This window comes from Sodalis praecaptivus, from assembly GCF_000517425.1.
GTDB lineage: Bacteria > Pseudomonadota > Gammaproteobacteria > Enterobacterales > Enterobacteriaceae > Sodalis_A > Sodalis_A praecaptivus.
The window spans coordinates 2,131,202-2,148,240 of sequence record NZ_CP006569.1; the positions used below are offsets into that span (position 1 = coordinate 2,131,202).

11 protein-coding genes are annotated in these 17,039 nt (G+C 59.6%); 2 read left to right on the plus strand and 9 right to left on the minus strand.

Annotation, left to right across the window (positions count from 1 at the left end):
• Positions 1–49: 49 nt before the first annotated feature.
• A complete protein-coding gene (locus SANT_RS09525; protein ID WP_025422064.1) occupies positions 50–979 on the plus strand; it encodes a LysR family transcriptional regulator in 930 nt (309 codons plus the stop codon).
• A 111-nt stretch (positions 980–1,090) separates the two neighbouring features.
• On the opposite strand, the gene fabI is transcribed toward SANT_RS09525, so the two are convergent.
• The 6 genes from fabI to sapA all read right to left on the minus strand — a co-directional run bounded on the left by fabI (position 1,091) and on the right by sapA (position 7,487).
• Complete coding sequence (gene fabI, locus SANT_RS09530) at positions 1,091–1,879, minus strand: enoyl-ACP reductase FabI (protein WP_025422065.1); 789 nt, start codon at positions 1,877–1,879, stop codon at positions 1,091–1,093.
• 171 nt (positions 1,880–2,050) lie between these two features.
• Entirely contained in the window at positions 2,051–2,863 is an 813-nt protein-coding gene (gene sapF / locus SANT_RS09535) for a putrescine export ABC transporter ATP-binding protein SapF (protein WP_025422066.1), read from the minus strand.
• 2 nt (positions 2,864–2,865) lie between these two features.
• Complete coding sequence (sapD, locus tag SANT_RS09540) at positions 2,866–3,858, minus strand: putrescine export ABC transporter ATP-binding protein SapD (RefSeq protein ID WP_025422067.1); 993 nt, start codon at positions 3,856–3,858, stop codon at positions 2,866–2,868.
• Entirely contained in the window at positions 3,858–4,748 is an 891-nt protein-coding gene (gene sapC / locus SANT_RS09545) for a putrescine export ABC transporter permease SapC (protein WP_025422068.1), read from the minus strand. Before sapC ends, sapD begins: the two co-directional genes overlap by 1 nt.
• Positions 4,735–5,700, minus strand: a complete 966-nt coding sequence (sapB, locus tag SANT_RS09550) for a putrescine export ABC transporter permease SapB (protein ID WP_025422069.1) — start codon at positions 5,698–5,700, stop codon at positions 4,735–4,737. Before sapB ends, sapC begins: the two co-directional genes overlap by 14 nt.
• Positions 5,697–7,487 (minus strand): ABC transporter substrate-binding protein SapA, encoded by a 1,791-nt coding sequence (gene sapA / locus SANT_RS09555; protein WP_420480357.1) that lies wholly within the window; start codon positions 7,485–7,487, stop codon positions 5,697–5,699. The genes sapB and sapA overlap by 4 nt, the downstream gene beginning before the upstream one ends.
• A gap of 771 nt (positions 7,488–8,258) precedes the next feature.
• Here sapA and SANT_RS09560 point away from each other — a divergent pair.
• Positions 8,259–10,580: a TonB-dependent receptor domain-containing protein gene (locus SANT_RS09560; protein ID WP_237234686.1), complete on the plus strand. Its 2,322-nt coding sequence runs from the start codon at positions 8,259–8,261 to the stop codon at positions 10,578–10,580.
• A 436-nt stretch (positions 10,581–11,016) separates the two neighbouring features.
• Here the strand turns inward: SANT_RS09560 and SANT_RS09565 are convergent, their stop codons facing one another.
• From SANT_RS09565 to pspF, 3 genes are all read right to left on the minus strand, one after another.
• The gene (locus tag SANT_RS09565; RefSeq protein WP_025422072.1) at positions 11,017–12,057 is read right to left on the minus strand and encodes a hemin-degrading factor; all 1,041 of its coding nucleotides are present in this window, start codon (positions 12,055–12,057) and stop codon (positions 11,017–11,019) included.
• A gap of 1,146 nt (positions 12,058–13,203) precedes the next feature.
• The gene (locus SANT_RS09570) at positions 13,204–15,747 is read right to left on the minus strand and encodes a hypothetical protein (protein ID WP_025422073.1); all 2,544 of its coding nucleotides are present in this window, start codon (positions 15,745–15,747) and stop codon (positions 13,204–13,206) included.
• 249 nt (positions 15,748–15,996) lie between these two features.
• Positions 15,997–16,986 carry a phage shock protein operon transcriptional activator gene (gene pspF / locus SANT_RS09575; RefSeq protein WP_025422074.1) on the minus strand — a complete coding sequence of 330 codons (990 nt, stop codon included), beginning with the start codon at positions 16,984–16,986 and terminating at the stop codon, positions 15,997–15,999.
• Positions 16,987–17,039: the final 53 nt, after the last annotated feature.

Below are 17,039 nucleotides of genomic sequence, written 5' to 3' on the forward strand. Positions count from 1 at the left end.
GGCGCGGAGATGGTATACTGTTTATTACGCCCGGCAACCGATCACCTAGATGGATATCAAACAACTGATTTACTTGTGCAATCTGGAGCGTGAGCGCCATTTCGGACGCGCCGCCGACGCCAGCTTTGTCAGCCAGCCGACCCTGTCAATGCGGCTGAAAAACCTCGAACGCGAGCTCGGAGTGGCGCTTATCCACCGCGGCAACAGTTTTCAGGGCTTTACCGCCGAGGGCGAACGAGTGTTGGCCTGGGCACGGGAGATTGTTTCGGTCTATCAGGGACTTAAACTGGAAGTCGAGTCCCTTAAACAGGGCGTGGGCGGCACGCTGCGCATCGGTATCGTGCCGCAATGCGGCGTCTCGCTACCGCAGTTGTTGCAGCAAGCGCAGGTGCATTATCCGGATTTACGCTATCAGGTAACGGTGCTCAGCGCCGATCAACTGTTGGAGGCGCTGACCAACCATAGCGTCGATCTCGGCATTGGTTTTTTTGAGCTGGCGCTATTGGCAGAGCTGAAATTCCAGACGGCGCCCATCGTGGATCGCGGCGTAGAACTGGTTTTTCACCCGGCGTGCTTTCCCGCCCTGACGCCGACGCCGCCGTTAAGCTTGGCGCAGGTGGCCGAACTGCCGCTATGTCTGGCCGAGCCGAGCCGCTATTTCCGGCGTTATTTAGATGAAAACTTCCGCGCCGCGGGGCTACAGCCGCGGGTTGTCCTGGAGAGCGCCTCGATTTTTCAACTGCTGCAAGGGGTGTTTACCGGTTTAGGCTGCGGCATTGTGCCCCGCGGCCATCTTTTGCCGGCCATGACGCCGGCATTAACCACCATCCCGCTGGCCATGCCGGCAATGAAGCGGCAAACGGCGATGGCGATCGCCGCCACCGGGCGGGCGATCCCGCTGGCGCAGACGGTGTTCGATTTCGCGCGCGTCTGGCTGGCGCAGCAAGGCGTGGACGGTGCGGCGGCCTGGTCTGAATGAAGCCGCGACGGCGGCAAACCGAGCGGGAGAGGCGAGTGGCGAGCGCTTAACCAGCGCCCGTGAAATGTCGGGCAAGGGTGAGGGGGCCGAACGTCCGGCCCCCCGAGGCGATTAATCCAGGTCGAGCTCGTTCATGGCGGCAATATTAAAGCCGCCATCCACGTGCAGCACCTCGCCGGTGATCCCCGCCGACAGATCGGAGCACAGGAACGCGGCGGTATTGCCGACGTCCTCAATGGTCACCACGCGGCGGATGGGCGTCACCGACTCGCAATGGGACAGCATCTTTTTAAAATTCTTGATGCCGGACGCGGCCAGCGTGCGGATAGGGCCCGCGGAAATGGCGTTCACCCGCACACCTTGTGGCCCCATGGCGTTGGCCATATAACGGGTATTGGCCTCCAGGGAGGCTTTGGCCAGGCCCATAACGTTATAGTTGGGGATGGCGCGTTCCGCGCCCAGATAGGTCAACGTCACCAGCGCGGCGTTGGGATTAAGCATTGGCCGGCAGGCTTTCGCCATGGCGACGAAGCTGTAGGCGCTGATATCGTGCGCGATGGCGAAACCTTCGCGGGTCACGGCGTTGACATAATCGCCGTCCAATTGGTCGCCGGGGGCATAAGCGATGGCATGCACGAAACCGTCAAACGTCGGCCAGACGTCGGCCAGACGGGTGAACAGCGCTTCGATGCTGGCATCTTCCGCCACGTCGCACGGCAGCACGATGCTGGAATTGAAATCGGCGGCAAACCCTTCCACCCGTGATTTCAATTTGTCATTCTGGTAAGTGAAAGCCAGCTCCGCACCCTCACGGTGCATAGCCTGAGCGATACCGTATGCAATTGAACGGTTGCTGGCAACGCCAGTCACCAGAATGCGCTTACCGGTAAGAAAACCCATAGCATTAATCCTTGTGATCATTATTTCATGCGATCGTGTGCCCAACGGTGAACCCGTGCAGCAACGCTCGTCGTTGATAAACCCGGCGAAGTGTAGCATGAATCTTTCGCCGGAGTGTAGATCCGCGCCCCGCAGAGGTCGGGGCCCGCGTGTGCGGCGGGGACCGCGCGCTTAAGGCGTGGCGCCGTCGCGCCGCCAGGCATCGGCGGTCAACGCTTCGCCGAAGTGGCTGGCGATAAGCCGGCGGGTCAAATCGTGCAGCGGTGCCGCCAGGACATCAGCGGTGCTGCCGCGTTCCACCACTTCGCCGTTTTGCATCACGATGATCTGATCGCTCACGTGCTTCATCATGCCCAAATGCTGGGTGACATAAATAAACGAGATGCCTTTTTTCGCCTGTAGCTCGAGCATAAGATTGATGATTTGTGAGCGCATCGACATATCCAGCGACGCCAGCGCTTCGTCCGCCACGATAACCTTGGGCTGCAAAATCAGCGCGCGCGCCAGACCGACGCGCTGTTTTTGCCCCGGCGCCAGCATGTGCGGGTAGTAATATGCGTGATCCGGCCGCAGGCCGACCTGGCGCAGCGTGGTGTCGATGGCCCGTTCGCGTTCGCCGCCGGTCAGGGTGGTGTTCAGCCGCAGCGGAACATCCAGCAGTTGGCCGATACGCTGGCGCGGGTTGAGGGCGTTGCTGGCATCCTGGAAAATCATGCGGATGCGCTGGCTACGATAGCGGTAATCGCCAAAATGCAGCGGATGATCGTCTATTAAGATTTCACCGGCGCTGGGCTCGACGCTGCCGGCCAGCATTTTCGCCAGCGTCGATTTACCCGACCCGTTTTCACCAATAATGGCCAGCGTCTGGCCTTCGCGCAAAGTAAAGCTGACGTTTTGCACCGCCGCCACCTGATGGCGGCGAAATAGGCCCGTGCGGTAGCGGAACGTTTTGCTCAGGTTGCGGGCTTCAAGCAGGGTTTCCATGCCTATTGCTCCTCCAGATTGAGCGGGTAATGGCAGGCGAAAAAGTGGTTTTTAACCGGCAGCAGCGGCGGCGCCTGGATGCAGGTCTTCTGCGCATAAGGGCAGCGCGGCCCCAGGCGGCAGCCGATAGGCAGATGCTCCAGGGACGGGATACCGCCGGGCAGGGTGTTCAACCGGCTTTTGGGCGGCATTGAGCGGCCGAAGTCGGGAATGGCGCGGATCAACGCCTGAGTGTAGGGATGGTGCGGCGTGGCGATTAAATCCTCGCTTTGGGCGCTTTCCACCGTTTGCCCGCAATACAGCACGTTGATGCGGTTACACCACTTGCTCATCATTTGCAGGTCATGGCTTATCAGCAAAATGGTGGTGCTGTTATTTTGATTAAGGCGCGCCAGCAGACGGAAAATTTGCGCTTGGGTAGTAGGCTCCATGGCGTTGGTAGGTTCGTCGGCAATCAACAGCCGCGGTTGATTGGCCAGAGCGATGGCAATCATCACCTTTTGACACTCGCCCTCGGTCAGCTCATAGGGGTAGGCGTGCATGATCTCTTTATGGGCTTTGAAACCGACCCGGTGCAGCAGCTCGATGGCGCGCCGCTTGCGCCAGCCGAATCGCTGCCACCATTCGCCTTTATAGGTCCAGCCGGGAATGGACTGGATTATCTGCCGGCCGATGCGCTCCGACGGGTCGAGACAGGATTGCGGCTCCTGAAATATCATCGACACATTATGGCCCACCACCTTGCGCCGCTGGCGCGGGGTCAGCGTGAGCAGGTCGATATCGTCGAAACGGAAGCGATCGGCGCTCACCCGCCAGTTATCGCGGGTCACGCCGCAGATGGCTTTGGCGATAAGGCTCTTGCCCGAGCCGGATTCCCCCACCAGACCGCGGACTTCCCCTTCGCTCAGGGTGATGCTCACGCGGTCCACCGCCTTCACCGGTCCCTCGGGGGTCATAAACTCGATGGTGAGATTGCGAATATCCAATAACGGCATTACTCCACCTCCGCCACCATGGCGCGGCGCACGCCTTCACCAAAAATATTGACGATCAGCACGCTTAGCATGATAGCACAACCCGGCAGCATCACCGCCCAAGGCGCGACATACACCAGCTCCAATTGATCATCCATCATCGCGCCCCATTCCGGCGACGGCATCTGCGCGCCCAGATTGAGGAACCCAAGCGCGGCAATATCCAGGACAGCCATGGACAGGGCGCGGGTGAACTCCGACACCAGCTGACTGGCAATATTGGGCAGCACCGCATAGCGCAGAATATGCGGCATCGACGCGCCATCCATCCGCACCGCCAGGATATAGTCCTTTTCCAGCTCGCTATGTACCGAAGTATAGACGGTGCGCACAATGCGCGGCAGCAGCGCCAGCCAGACCGCCAACATGGCATGTTCCAAACGGGGGCCGAGAAACGCCACCACCACAATGGCCAATAGCAGTGAAGGGATGGACAGCACGGTATCCAGCACGTGATTCAGCGCCGCCGAGCGCAACCCGCGGGTGACGCCGGCCAGCACGCCGAGCGCCAGACCGACCAGCGCCGCCGCCATGGTCACCACCAGCGCCGAGCCGAAGGTGGGTGCGGTACCGGCCAGTAGCCGGCTCAGCACATCGCGGCCCAAGTCATCGGTGCCGAGGAAAAAAGAGACGTCCCCGTAGCGCGACCATGAAGGGGGGAGCAGTTGATAGCCCAAAAACTGCTGATCCAGCGGATAGGGCGCAAACAGCGTGCCGAACAGGCACAGCAGGATCAACAGGGCAAAACCATAGAGACCCAGCATCGACATGGCGTCATGGTAAAAGGTGCGCCATATCTGCGCCAGCGGGCCGGGGATGCGTTTTTCGCGATAAACGTTATCTGAGGGCATACCACTCCTTATGACGCAGCGGGTTTGCCAGCGCGCCGACCACGTCCGCCAGCACGTTCACGGAAATGACCAGCGTTCCCACCACCATCACGCCGGCGGAAATGGCGGCATAGTCCTGCTGGCGGATAGCGTTGATAAGCCAGCGGCCCAGGCCCGGCCAGCTGAAGACCACCTCGGTGATCATTGCCAGGGTTAGCATGGTGGAAAATTGCAGCCCCAGTTTGGGGATAATCGGCGGCAGAGCATTATGCAACAGGTGGCGGCGTACGATGGTCCAGCGCGACAACCCGCGCGTGGCGGCGGCGCGAATGTAATTGCGGCCAATGACTTCAACGGTGCTGATGCGCATCAGCCGCACCACTTCGGTGGTCGGCGCCACCGCCAGCGCGGCGATGGGCAACACCATATGCTTGAGCGCGCTGATGATCATCTCACTGCGGTAAGGGGAGTCCGACAGCCAGGCATCCAGCAGCGCGAAGCCGGTAATGCGCTGCACGGGATACAACAGATCGAAGCGGCCGGCGACCGGGAACCAGCCCAAATGCAGGGAAAAATAGAGCGTCAGCAGTAGCGCCAGCCAGAACACCGGCATAGACAGACCAAGCAGGGCGAAAATGCTGATACTGATATCCTGCCATTTACCGCGCGCCACGCCGGCGATAATACCTAGGGGGATGCCCACCAGCAGCGCCAGCAAAAAGGCCAACAGGCACAGCTCCATCGTTGCGGGAAACACCTCGGCCAGCTGCACGCCAATCGACAGGCCGTTGATGCTGGAGACGCCAAAATTGCCGTGGATCAGGCCCCAGAAATAATAGCGGTAGGCGTCAACGAGCGCTGCGCCGCCCAAGGGGGCGCCGGGGGTGTAGTAATTCAGGCAAAAGCCAACCAGGGTCAACAAAAACAGCGTGACCAGCAGTAACACCAGCCGGCGCAGGGTAAAAATTATCATGGCGTCTGTTCCTGTCGTTCATCGCGGTACACGCCGGCGAAAGACGCGTTGCCGAACGGACTGAGCACCAAACCGCGGATGCCGTAGCGATAGGCCTGCAGACGCAACGACGAGGCGAGCGGCAGCACCGGCAACTGTTGCGCCAGCATTCGCTGAGCTTCGTGGTAGGCGTCGATGCGGCTGGCGAGCTGCTGAGAAAACAACGCCCTGTGCAGCAGCGCGTCAAAGGCCGGATCGCACCAGCGCGCATAGTTGGTTTGCGAACCGATGGCGGCGCAGCTCAATAGCGGACGGAAAAAGCTGTCAGGATCGTTACTGTCGGTGGACCAGCCCGAAAGCGTCATATCGTGATTCACCGCGGTCAGCCGCGCCTCCTGAAACCGCCCCTCTACCGGGATAATGGTCAAGCGTATTCCCACCTGCGCCAGATCGGCCTGAATCAATTCGGCCGTTTTTAACGGGCTGGGATTATAGGATTGCGACGCGGTGGGCACCAGCAGATTAAGCTGTAACGACGGTTTGCCCAGCTCGCGCAGTAGGGCGCGCGCCTTAGCGGGATTATATTCCGTCACCCGTGCATCATTATCATAGGCCCAGGAAGCGCGCGGCAGCAGCGACGCCGCGGTTTCAGCGGTACCGTAATAGATCGACTGCATCAGCCGCGGATTGTTGATCGCCAGCGCGATAGCGTGCCGCAGCCGAACATCGTTCAACGGCGGCTTGCGCGTATTAAAGGCCAGGTAAGCGATGTTCATCCCGGGGCGCAGCGTCAGCCGCAGGCGAGGATCGTCGCGCAGAATGGATAACTGGCTGGCGGCGGGATAGGCCAATACATCGCATTCACCGGTCAAAAGCCGCGATAAACGCCCGATCCCGCCGGAGCTTAAGTCGATCACCACCTGCGCCATTCGCGGCTTTCCGCGCCAGTAATGCTCATGGCGCGTGAGACGGATGAATTGCCCGGAGTGGTATTCATTGAGCATAAACGGCCCGGTCCCGACCGGCAGGCGATCCAACTGCTCCTGATGGCCGCTGGCCGTCAGCCTGTCGGCATATTCCGCCGACAGCACTGGCGCATAATGGGTCGCCAGATGCCATAAAAATGAGGCGTCGGGGCTTTCCAAACGGAACTCCACCGTATCGTTGTCGATACGTTTTACGCTCTGCACCGTTTGCGGGAACTGCAAACTGTCGAAATAGGGGTAATCACCGCCGTTGACGGCGTGCCAGGGGTGGTGGACGTCAAACATCCGCGCGAAGCTAAACACCACATCGTCGGCGTTGAGCGTGCGGGTTGGGGTAAACCAGGCGGTGCGCTGGAAGGCGATATTTTTGCGCAAATGAAAACGATAGGTCGCGCCGTTATCCAGGACTTCCCAGCGCTGCGCCAGTTCGGGGATAAGCCGGTAAGTATAGGGATCCACCGCCAGCAGCCGATCGTAAAGCTGCGCCGATAAAGTGTCCACGGTGACGCCGCTGCTGGCCATCTGCGGGTTAAAGGTGGTGACCATGCCGCTAACGCAATAGACAAAGCCGCTCTGGCGAATCGGCGGTAGCGGCGCGGGCGCGGCGTTCAACCGGGGCGTCACCGGCGCGGCATCAGGACCGGCGCCGGCGGCCACGACATCAGGCTCGGACGCGGCCTCGGTCGCCAGCACCTGAGGTTTGGCCGCGTCGTCGACGGCCACGCCAGCGGATTTGGCTGTGGCGTTGGCGGTCATGCCAGTGGATTTGGCTGTGGCGTTGACGGCCACGTCAGTGGAATTGGCCGCGTCGTCGACGGTCATGCCAGCGGATTTGGCTGCGACCTCGACGGCCATATCAGCGGGCTTAAACGCGGCGTCGGCAGGCACAGCGCCGGCGCGGCGCTGTGCCGCATTCGGGGCACGCGCGGCGGGAATGCCGCTTCCGGTGACGTTGTCACCGCCGCTCTGCGACCCGGCAGCGCCGGCCTCGCGGGCCGTCCCGGCCGTTAGCAGCAGGGCGGCCAACAGCGTGACGGCGGCGCGCGTCAGACTGTAATCAGATTGTGTCGACATAAACCACTTTATTTCTACCAGTAATGACTTGAGTTTACCTTACTCTGGCCGACCTCCCAATGCCGATACGCAGAAAGGCACGCGTTTCTCCGCCGACAGCCTTTCTTACCCCCGATATTCGCTGTCTTGCTCCCCTTTTGCTGGTTAAAACAGCGGCCGTAGCCTTGAACCGAACGGTAAATTCCTGTTTACGGGAAAATTTTACGAAAGATCTTCCTTACATTAGATAATAATGTGTATCATTCAAAAATAATAATGATAATGGTTATCATTTAAATGTGGTTATTGTAACTTCCCTGCGCAAGTCAATGTGGGCATCCCGATATCGCCAATCAACAACAGGGAGCCGCAACTACGAGAGTCGATTTCATCTGTGTACTGTCGCCGGCAGGGCTCGCCCGCGCCGTCTTATCACGCTTTAACAATAATAAATGTCAGACAATTGGAGATTGCTTAATGACTATGCACCACAGGGGAATTCAGATAGCGCGTCTGAATAAAATCTTGCTTACCGGGATTATGGGCGGTAGCGCGTTTGGCGCCGTCGCCGCCGATACCGCGGCGACGGCGCCCGCCGTCACGGCGCAGCCGACGGTGGCCAGCGAGTCGGAAAATAAAGACGATCTCATCCGGGTGGTCGCCAGCAAAATCAAAAAAGAGGCTGGAACGAAAACCACGCTGAGCGCCAGCGATCTGCAAAAAGAGGGCGGCAATGACTTCGGTACGATCATGCGCTATCAGCCGCTGGTGAGCGCCACCGGCGCCGCCACGGGAACCGGCACCGGCAAAAGCGGTTTTGACCGCGGTGGCTATACCGGCTATAACATTCGCGGTCTGGAGGCTAACCGCGTCTCAATCGATGTGGACGGCGTGGAACTGCCCAACGCCACCGGCCGAAGCTATGTCAGCCGTGCGGGATCGGGCACGTTCGGGATTGGCCGCGACTATATCGACCCCTATGTGTACGGCGGGGTCGGCATCGATTCCGGCGTAACCGACGTCACGCGCGCCAATCAGGCCATCGGCGGCGCGGTTTCGTTCCGCCCCAAGAGCGCGGATGACTACCTGTCACCGACAAAATCCAGCTATTTCGGCTATCAAAGCGATTATGACTCAGCCAACCGCGGCTGGCATAACGGCATCACCGCCGCCGGCGGCGACGAATACCTGCGTGGCCTGATTGCCATCAGCCGCCGGGACGGCCAGGAAACCCGCAATAACAGCGACAGTGTGAAGGTGGCGCCGGCCAACTGGCACTCAAACGCCTTTTTGGCCTCCGGCAGTTGGCAGATGAACGATAACCATCTGCTTACCGGCACCGTCGATTATTATCACAAAACCAATCACACCCATTACTCCGCCTGGAACTCAGCCGGCAGCGCCGTCATTGGCACCAATCAGCAAACCAGCCAGACCCGACGCTGGACCGCCACCCTGGATGATCTATGGCACCCGGATGTCACCTGGGTTGACACCATCGACACCAAAGTCTTCTACCAAAACACCGAAGCCCACGATTGGACCTATGGACCTTCCACAACCGGCACCAGTCTGGTGACTACCTATTCCAATTACGATAGCAAAAGCTTTGGCATCACCAGCAATATGGAAAAAGAGTGGGGTATTCATGACCTCCGCTGGGGTATCGATGCCCGACGGTCCGATACCGAGCGCCCGTTCAACCAGTCCCCCAACCAAAGCTCGTTTAACTACATCATGCAGCCGGAAGCCAACAGTACCAGCGAGAATCTCGGCGCCTTCCTGCAAGACACCATGACCTGGGATCTGGCCGGGCATAATTTTTCCGTGGTGCCGGGGGTCCGCGTGGCGTATCAACGCACCAAGCCGAAAGACTTGTCCAACCTGGCCAACAGCACCTTGACCGTGGACGAATTAAACACGCTCTACGGTTCGTTTAGCGATACGCAGGTGTTGCCGTCCTTAAGTTTCCTGTATGACATCACGCCGCGGCTGACCACCTACCTCCAGTACAAACGCGGCGCGCAGTTCCCCAATGCGAGCCAGATGTACGGTTCATGGAACCTCAGCTCCAGCTATGCGGGCAGCAGCCAGTATGCCCTGCTGGGTAATTCCAGCCTAGATACGGAAACCAGCAATAATTTTGAATGGGGCTTGAAAGGCGAAGCGGTAGAAGGGATCACGTTCAGCACGGCGGCGTTTTACAATACTTACAAAAACTTCATCGACTATACGCGTTATAGCCGGTCCGCCAATCCTGAGAAGTTCACCAATATTCCCAGTAATATCTATATTGCTTACCAGGCGGAGAACCGCGACAAAGCGTATATCTACGGGGGCGAAGTTAGCGCGCGGTTCAACTTCGGTACCTGGTATCCAGAGGTTAACGGTCTGCGCGCACGCCTGGCGTTTGGTATGGCGGAAGGGGCGGCCAAATCCGATTATATGGGCGATAAGTACGTTGATCTGGACAGCGTGGCGCCGATGCGGTTGGTGGCTGGGGTGTCTTATGACGATCCTGGCGAGCTGTACGGTGCCGCGTTGACGGCGACCTTCAATAAAGGGAAACGGGCCAGCGCCACCAATCGCCAGAGTTATAATAATTCCGGCAGCGCGATTACCGATTCCACAACGGAGTATATGCGCGTGCCGGGCTATGGCCTGGTGGATTTAACGGCCTATTATCGCATCACGAAAAACGTCAAGGTGAGCGGCGGGTTATACAATATTACCGATCGGAAATATTGGGATTACCTGAGCAGCCGCAATATCGAAACCAGCACTAATCAGGACCTCAGCGACCAGGCGCTGGCAACGCAGCCGGGCAGGACGTTTCAGTTAGGGCTGAACGTGGACTTCTGATGCACCGGGCGCCGTCCTGACTGGCTTTGCCCGTCAGAGGGGCGAAAGTTGCCCTATCGGCGCCCGACCCACCGCTATATGAAGCAATAAAACCCCGCTCGGCGCCCGTCGCGCAAACCGTCACGCCTAAACACGTCAGGTTAGGCGCCCGACGGCATTGTGTCCGGGCGTTAGCTCTCTTCTCGGTGGGATCGGCACGCTCGGGGTCGGGCGTCAAACCTGTCGGTGTAGGTGTCGGTAACTGACGCTTCTTCCGGGCGGCGTAGAGGTCTAGGTGCCTTTTGTGCCCGCTGTAAGACCTCTGTGTATCCGCACGCCAGGCGCAGCCTGAACCAGACGGCCAGGCGTGAGAAATGTCACCGCAACGGCGACTTTGGGAAGGGGGCGTTTATTGTGACGGCGTCACGCATGAGCTGGGTCCCCCTTATCGTTGGCGTTAAGCGGCGCCGGCGTGCGCGCCATCGCCGCCGAGCTCGGCAACGTGTTCTCGCCATTGGCGTTGCTCGCTTTCCCCCTCGGTGCGCTGACCGTTAAACTGGGCAATCTGGGTTCCGTCGGCGGCAAAAAGTTCCAGACTGGTCACCAGGCCGTCGCGGGTGGGTTTACGCGTGACCCAGCTCTCTACGATAGCGTCTTCGCGCAGATGGAGGGTAAAGGTCGGGTTAAAGATATTCAGCCACTCCTCCATCGGCGCCTGTTTTTGCACCGGGCCGGTAAAGACCTGTATGCAACTGCGATTGCCGACAAAAATCATGATTTCGTTACCGGCCGTCTCAAGCCGCGGTAATAGACTACGCAAGGCATGATTGTCCACTCGATAGGCCAGGTCGCTCGGCACGGCGCGAAAAGCCTGCTGACGCGAGAGGCCATGACGTTTCAGTAGCCCAAAGAACTGATGCACATCGGTCATGCCTCGCCATTCTTGTTCAATGCGCGCGCTGTCATGAGGAACGACGACGGCGGTGTCCGGCACGGGGCTGAGCTCAAGGGTTGGCGCAGGAGTGACCGTGTAACTTTCAATTAAAGCCTCCCAAGCCGCCATCGCCGTGGCGGGGGTGGTGTAAATTTTCAGCGCCGAGTCACCCTGTCTATCGAACAGCTGAATACTCTGTCGTTCACCCCGGGGCGTTTGTTCTTTCAGCGCGAACGCGCTTTGCCACTGCGCGGGGAAGAGGCGCAAATCGAGCCCGCGCGGATTAAGCACCAGACCGACATGGGGTTGCAGCTTCACATTCTGATAATGACCGACCTGTTCATGCACCGCGTATTCGTTTCGACTGATGGTTTTGGTTTCCCCCACGGCACCCAGGGCGGGCAGCAGCGTGGCAAAATCCGGCCGCAAAGCGCGGGCATCATGACCTACGCGCGCCAGGGTGAGCTCCGCTTCGCTTATTCCCGCCAGCGCGGCCAGATCGCGAGCATACTTGTGTGGATGTTGGGCCTTTAGGGCCAGATAATGTTGATAGCGATGTTCCATGCTTGGTTCCCTAAACTGTGTTGGAGCAAATAAGGTGAATGACGTCAGGCTCTCTCCCTGCGACTCGCCGGCGTGAGCCCGCCTCGGACAGTCGCGGTGGCGCACCCGCGGCGCGGGAGTAAACCGTTTATTAAAATAGAATGATAACGGTTATCATTATCACTGAAATGTATCGTAACAGCAATTATTTTACCAGGGCACTACCTGGTGTTTACGTCGCCTCCGCCGGCGCGGAATGAGGGATTGCCCGGCAGTGGACGCGCTGCAATGCACGACGCCCCGGCAACGGACGTGTCTACATCACGCCCTGAGGGATGGAATGAGTCTATCTGCTCAACAGATAAGCGCGCTATCAAGATCTGCGCGAAACCTTTGACGCAAAGAGAGTGCGGAGGCGAGGGCCAGATTCAAGCCCTGTAGCGGCGGCAGGCAGAAAGGCACGCAGAAAGACGGGTAGATAAGCGCGGCGCTGGCAAAGGAAAACAGCGTCCACACAAGCGACATTAAGCCAGCGCGTGCGGGCACAGCTGACGACAGCGGCATTAAGCTAGCGCGTGAGGGCATCACTGACGACAGCGGCATCAAGTTAGCGCGTGAGGGCATAATTGACGATAGCGGCGGGAGGGGGTGGGGGCAAGCTGTGCTGTCTGCCAACAGCGGGAGCGGAATGTCCCTAACCTTATTACGGAAATGAGAAACATTCTCAACAAAATGCTTTACAAACGCTACTGATAACTATTATCATTCTTTTGCTCCTGATGATGAGGTTCACCTCAACAGATGGGCACGACATTGCTCACATTGCTTCCAGTATTATTTAGCCAGCAGGGTGCTGGCTTTTTTTTGGGGCGCAGAGACCGGGCACTGGCGCGCCATGCGCTACCGGGCCGACGGCTTTTCTTCCGCAGCCCTTAAAGGTCATCGGTCCATTTTCCTTTACTCCTGTCGAAGCGCGTTATAACGCCTTCCGACGCCGCACGTTTTCACTCGGCTTGGCCAAGGCCGTCGCGGCGTGCTTTTTGCGCGGCTCGGCGAATGCCGCCGACCGCAGCGGCCGAGCCCTAGCGGCAGCGATCAATAACTCTTGTGCAGCCCTACGTCAGGTTAGCCCGCGGCGGCGTGCGGTCAGGTCTCTCGCTATTGCACTCATTGTTGCTCGGGTGTGGCGGGTACCGCCAGCAAAGCGGTCTGGATCTCATCAAGGACGGTGAATGGAATCGTCGGTTGGTCGAGGCGGACATTATTTTGCCACCGCGCCAACGCCGGTAGGAGATGATAATAGGCAACCAGGGTTGTAAAGGTTTCATTCAACGATTGCTGTTGATCGGCGCCGTAATAGCCAAAATAACTCGACGACAGAAATAACTCGTTAAAAATCGGCTTCCCGTACGCCAGGACGTTAGGTCCTGGATCGCCGTGATAGAGCTCGTCCAACCATTGTTGGTAGAGCGAAGACATATAGCGCGCAAAATAATCGCCGGCTCTTTCGTCCAGCAAAATGTAGTTCTGCACGTCTTTATTGACTATCGCGTGTTCCACCAGGCCGCTTGCCGCCGCCCACAGCGCGTGGAACCGCGGCGGCAAAGAGGGTAACGGCGCCTCCGCCGGCCCGAAACGGTGTAAAAAACGGTCCTTCAGCGCCTGTTTTAATGGCTGGATGGCGACCCTCCTTTGCAGCAACTCGGCTAAAGAATAGGGCCTATTGGCCGAGTGATGCGCAGAAGCAGCGATAACGTCCGCCGCCGTGGCGCCCGTGACGATAGACGCGGTGGGAAAGGTTTCTGCCAACGTTTGCTGAATCTGAGTTATCTGGCGCGCATAGCCTTCCATCACGCCGATATTGATTAAGACGCTATGCTGGGCCAATGCCGCCTTTGCCTCCGCCAGTCGACGCTGCACGTTTTCGAGTAAAATAGGCAGGGGAATCCCCTGTCCGCTGTCCCTCTCGAAAGCGATGTCGCGCAGCAGCGGATCAAAAAAATGCTGGTAAAACTCTTTCGTCATCGCCCGCGTTAGGACATCGTTCATCGCTAGCCAATGTTCATTGCCGATAAAGTTATCATAATGAATATGCGAATAATGCAGCATCAGGGGGGGGATCGCCTCGGTCCCGGTGGGCGCCGGCGGGTGCGCCGTACTGCTGGTTGGCGTTATTGTGCCAAACGTTGTGCCGGCCAGCGCGGTAGTGCCGGTGTGAAGCGGGTCAGGCGCCGCCGTCGCCGGGGTGATGGCCGCCTCCCGCGTGGCCCTGCCTCCCTTGTCTACCGGGACCGCCCAGTCTGGCGGCGATAGCGTCACCACGGCCGCCTTCACGCTCGTGGGCAACGCCGCTGACGCCACCGACTTCGTTTCCGTCGCCACCTGCGTTGCCGCTGGCGACAGCGCCTTTGCTGATAGCGCCCCTTTCGCTGCTGCTTGCGCCTCCGATCCCGTCATCTCCGCTATAGCGCTGAGGGTCGGACGGCTGAGCGCCTCGTCGCTGGTCGGTGGATAATGCGCGGACGGCGGGCGGGCGGGTGTGCCGTGCCAAGCGGCCGCGACATACTCGTGTAACACGCGTAGTGAATAGCCGCAGAACAGATAGCCCACCGCTGTCGCCGTGGCGATGCCGCAGGCGTGTCTGTCCTGCGACAAAAGACAAGTCGTAAGGGCGGTCGAGGTCGCCACCGTAGGCTGGATTTCCAAGCGGACGTACTCTTTGGCTTCACCCGATGTGGCGTAGTGAGAATCTAAGACAGCGGGCTGCGGGTGGGTTAAGGCATTAAGCTCACCGCCGCCCAGGAAATCCGAGGCGCGGATGATACGCTCGTCGGGGGCAAGCCCAAGGGGCGGGTCGGTGGGACGGTGGGGGGACAGGTCGGGGGGCTGAGTTAACAGCCGCTTATCTCTGCTGGCGGCATGGCGACGGTTGCGCGGATTTTTCGGGTGGTGGTGCGCGCGGGACGAAACCTTTGCGGCAGCGGCACCGTCCGGCGGGGCGGCGGGTTGACGGGAACTGTCCGCGTAAGATTGCACGGCAGGCGCGACGACAGATCGATGGGGCCTTTTCGCGGCAGGTGCACGGACTGGCTCGACGTCGGTGGTGTGGGGATGCAACGCGCCCGCATTCCTGGCTGACGCAATAGCCATTCTATTGGCGACGTCCGCCGCCGACGTGGTCTTTTGCTTGCGCGCGCGGTGGGCGGCATGGCGCCGCCGGTGGCGGGCCTCCTGCCTTGGCCCGTTTTGCCGCGTCTGCTGTCGCCCCAGGGGGAGATCCTGCGTGCTGTCCGGGTTGGCGGCAGCGCGTAGCGCTCGGCTCGTTTCATAACGCAATTCCGCCTCAGCCGTCAGGGAAGGCGACCCCCCTTTAGCCGGCAAACCGCGCAGGCCGGTCATGCGGCTGTTCATCCCAGCGCAAGCGCCGGCAGCATCGACGGTGGCGTTACCGCAACCGCCCGCCGCCGGTAGAGGCTCTGCGGCCCGGCTGCCGGTATGCGCCGGCGGCCGGTCGGGCAGCGCGGTGACGGCGCCGATATGGGTGATAATGCCGATAAGGCTGAGATAACCCACGGCGCGCCTATATTTATCGGCGTCGCCGGGGCGCTGCGCAAGGTGATGTAATACCGTCTGCAATGGCGGTTCAATGCGCTGTTGGTGATGCTGAAACAGACCGGTGGTTCTACGATGATGTTGTAGCGATGCAGGCATATTTTACCCCTCCCTGGGTCAAAACCACTCATCGGCGCCGCGGCGGCTGGCGCTGCCGGCATTTAACGTGAAGGGGGTTATTGAACGCCGATGTTCCTGTTTGCGGCAGGCGCGCCGCGCTTGAGAAGAAAACCCCATTCAGCCTGGCGGATTTTAGAAAGTGCGCCCGCCAGGTGCAATAGCGAACGGTTAAATAAGGCGTTAACAATATGATGTGGCGCAGGCGCTGTCGGCCGAGAACGCCCGCGGTCAGGGACGGGCTTTAATGCCGTGTTTTTTCATCATGCCGCGCAGTTGATGGTAGCTCAGGGCCAGCATGTCGGCGGCTTGGCGTTGTTGATAATGCGTGCGGGCCAGCGCCTCTTCGATCCAGCGCTTTTCCTGCTCTCGCAGCCAGTCGCGCAAATCTAGCGGCAGCGTAGGCGCGGAAGACGCTGTCGGCGAGACCGGCGGCGCCAGACGCACCGCCTCAAACGGGTTGATAATAATCTGGCTCAGGGGACGATCGCTACTGTCATGGCGATAAAGCGACCGCTCCACGACATTTTTCAACTCGCGCACGTTGCCTGGCCAACCGTAGTCGAGCAGACTTCGCCGTGCTTCAGCGCTGAACCCTGGAAACAGCGGCTGTCCCAACTCGCGGCACATTTGAATAGCGAAATGCTCGGCCATTACCATAATATCGTCCGGCCGCGCCCGCAGCGGCGGCAGGGCCACCACATCGAAGGCCAGCCTGTCGAGCAAATCGGCGCGAAAATCGCCGGCCAGCGCCAGCGCCGGCAGGTCGGCGTTGGTGGCGCAAACCAAGCGCACGTCCACCTGTAGCGGCTGACTGCCTCCGACGCGCTCCAGCTCGCCATACTCAATCACCCGCAGCAGCTTTTCCTGGACCATCATAGGGGCGTTAGCCAATTCATCCAAAAATAGGGTCCCCCCGTCGGCGCGCTCAAATCGCCCCTGATGGCGTTTTTGCGCGCCGGTAAACGCGCCGGCCTCATGGCCGAACAGCTCTGAATCGAGCAGGTTCTCATTAAGCGCAGCGCAATTAAGCGAGATAAAAGGGCCTTGCCAGCGCGGCGACAGATAATGCAACCGCCGGGCGATGAGCTCTTTACCGGTGCCGCGTTCACCGATGACCAGCACGGGTTTTTGCAGCCGGGCCAAGCGCGATACCTGCTCGAGCACCTCCAGAAAGTCATTGGATTGGCCAAGCAGGGTGTCATGGGGGGATTCAGACATGGTAAATTTCGCCAACAGTTAGTGGATATCACCACTATACTCCAGGCGGATGA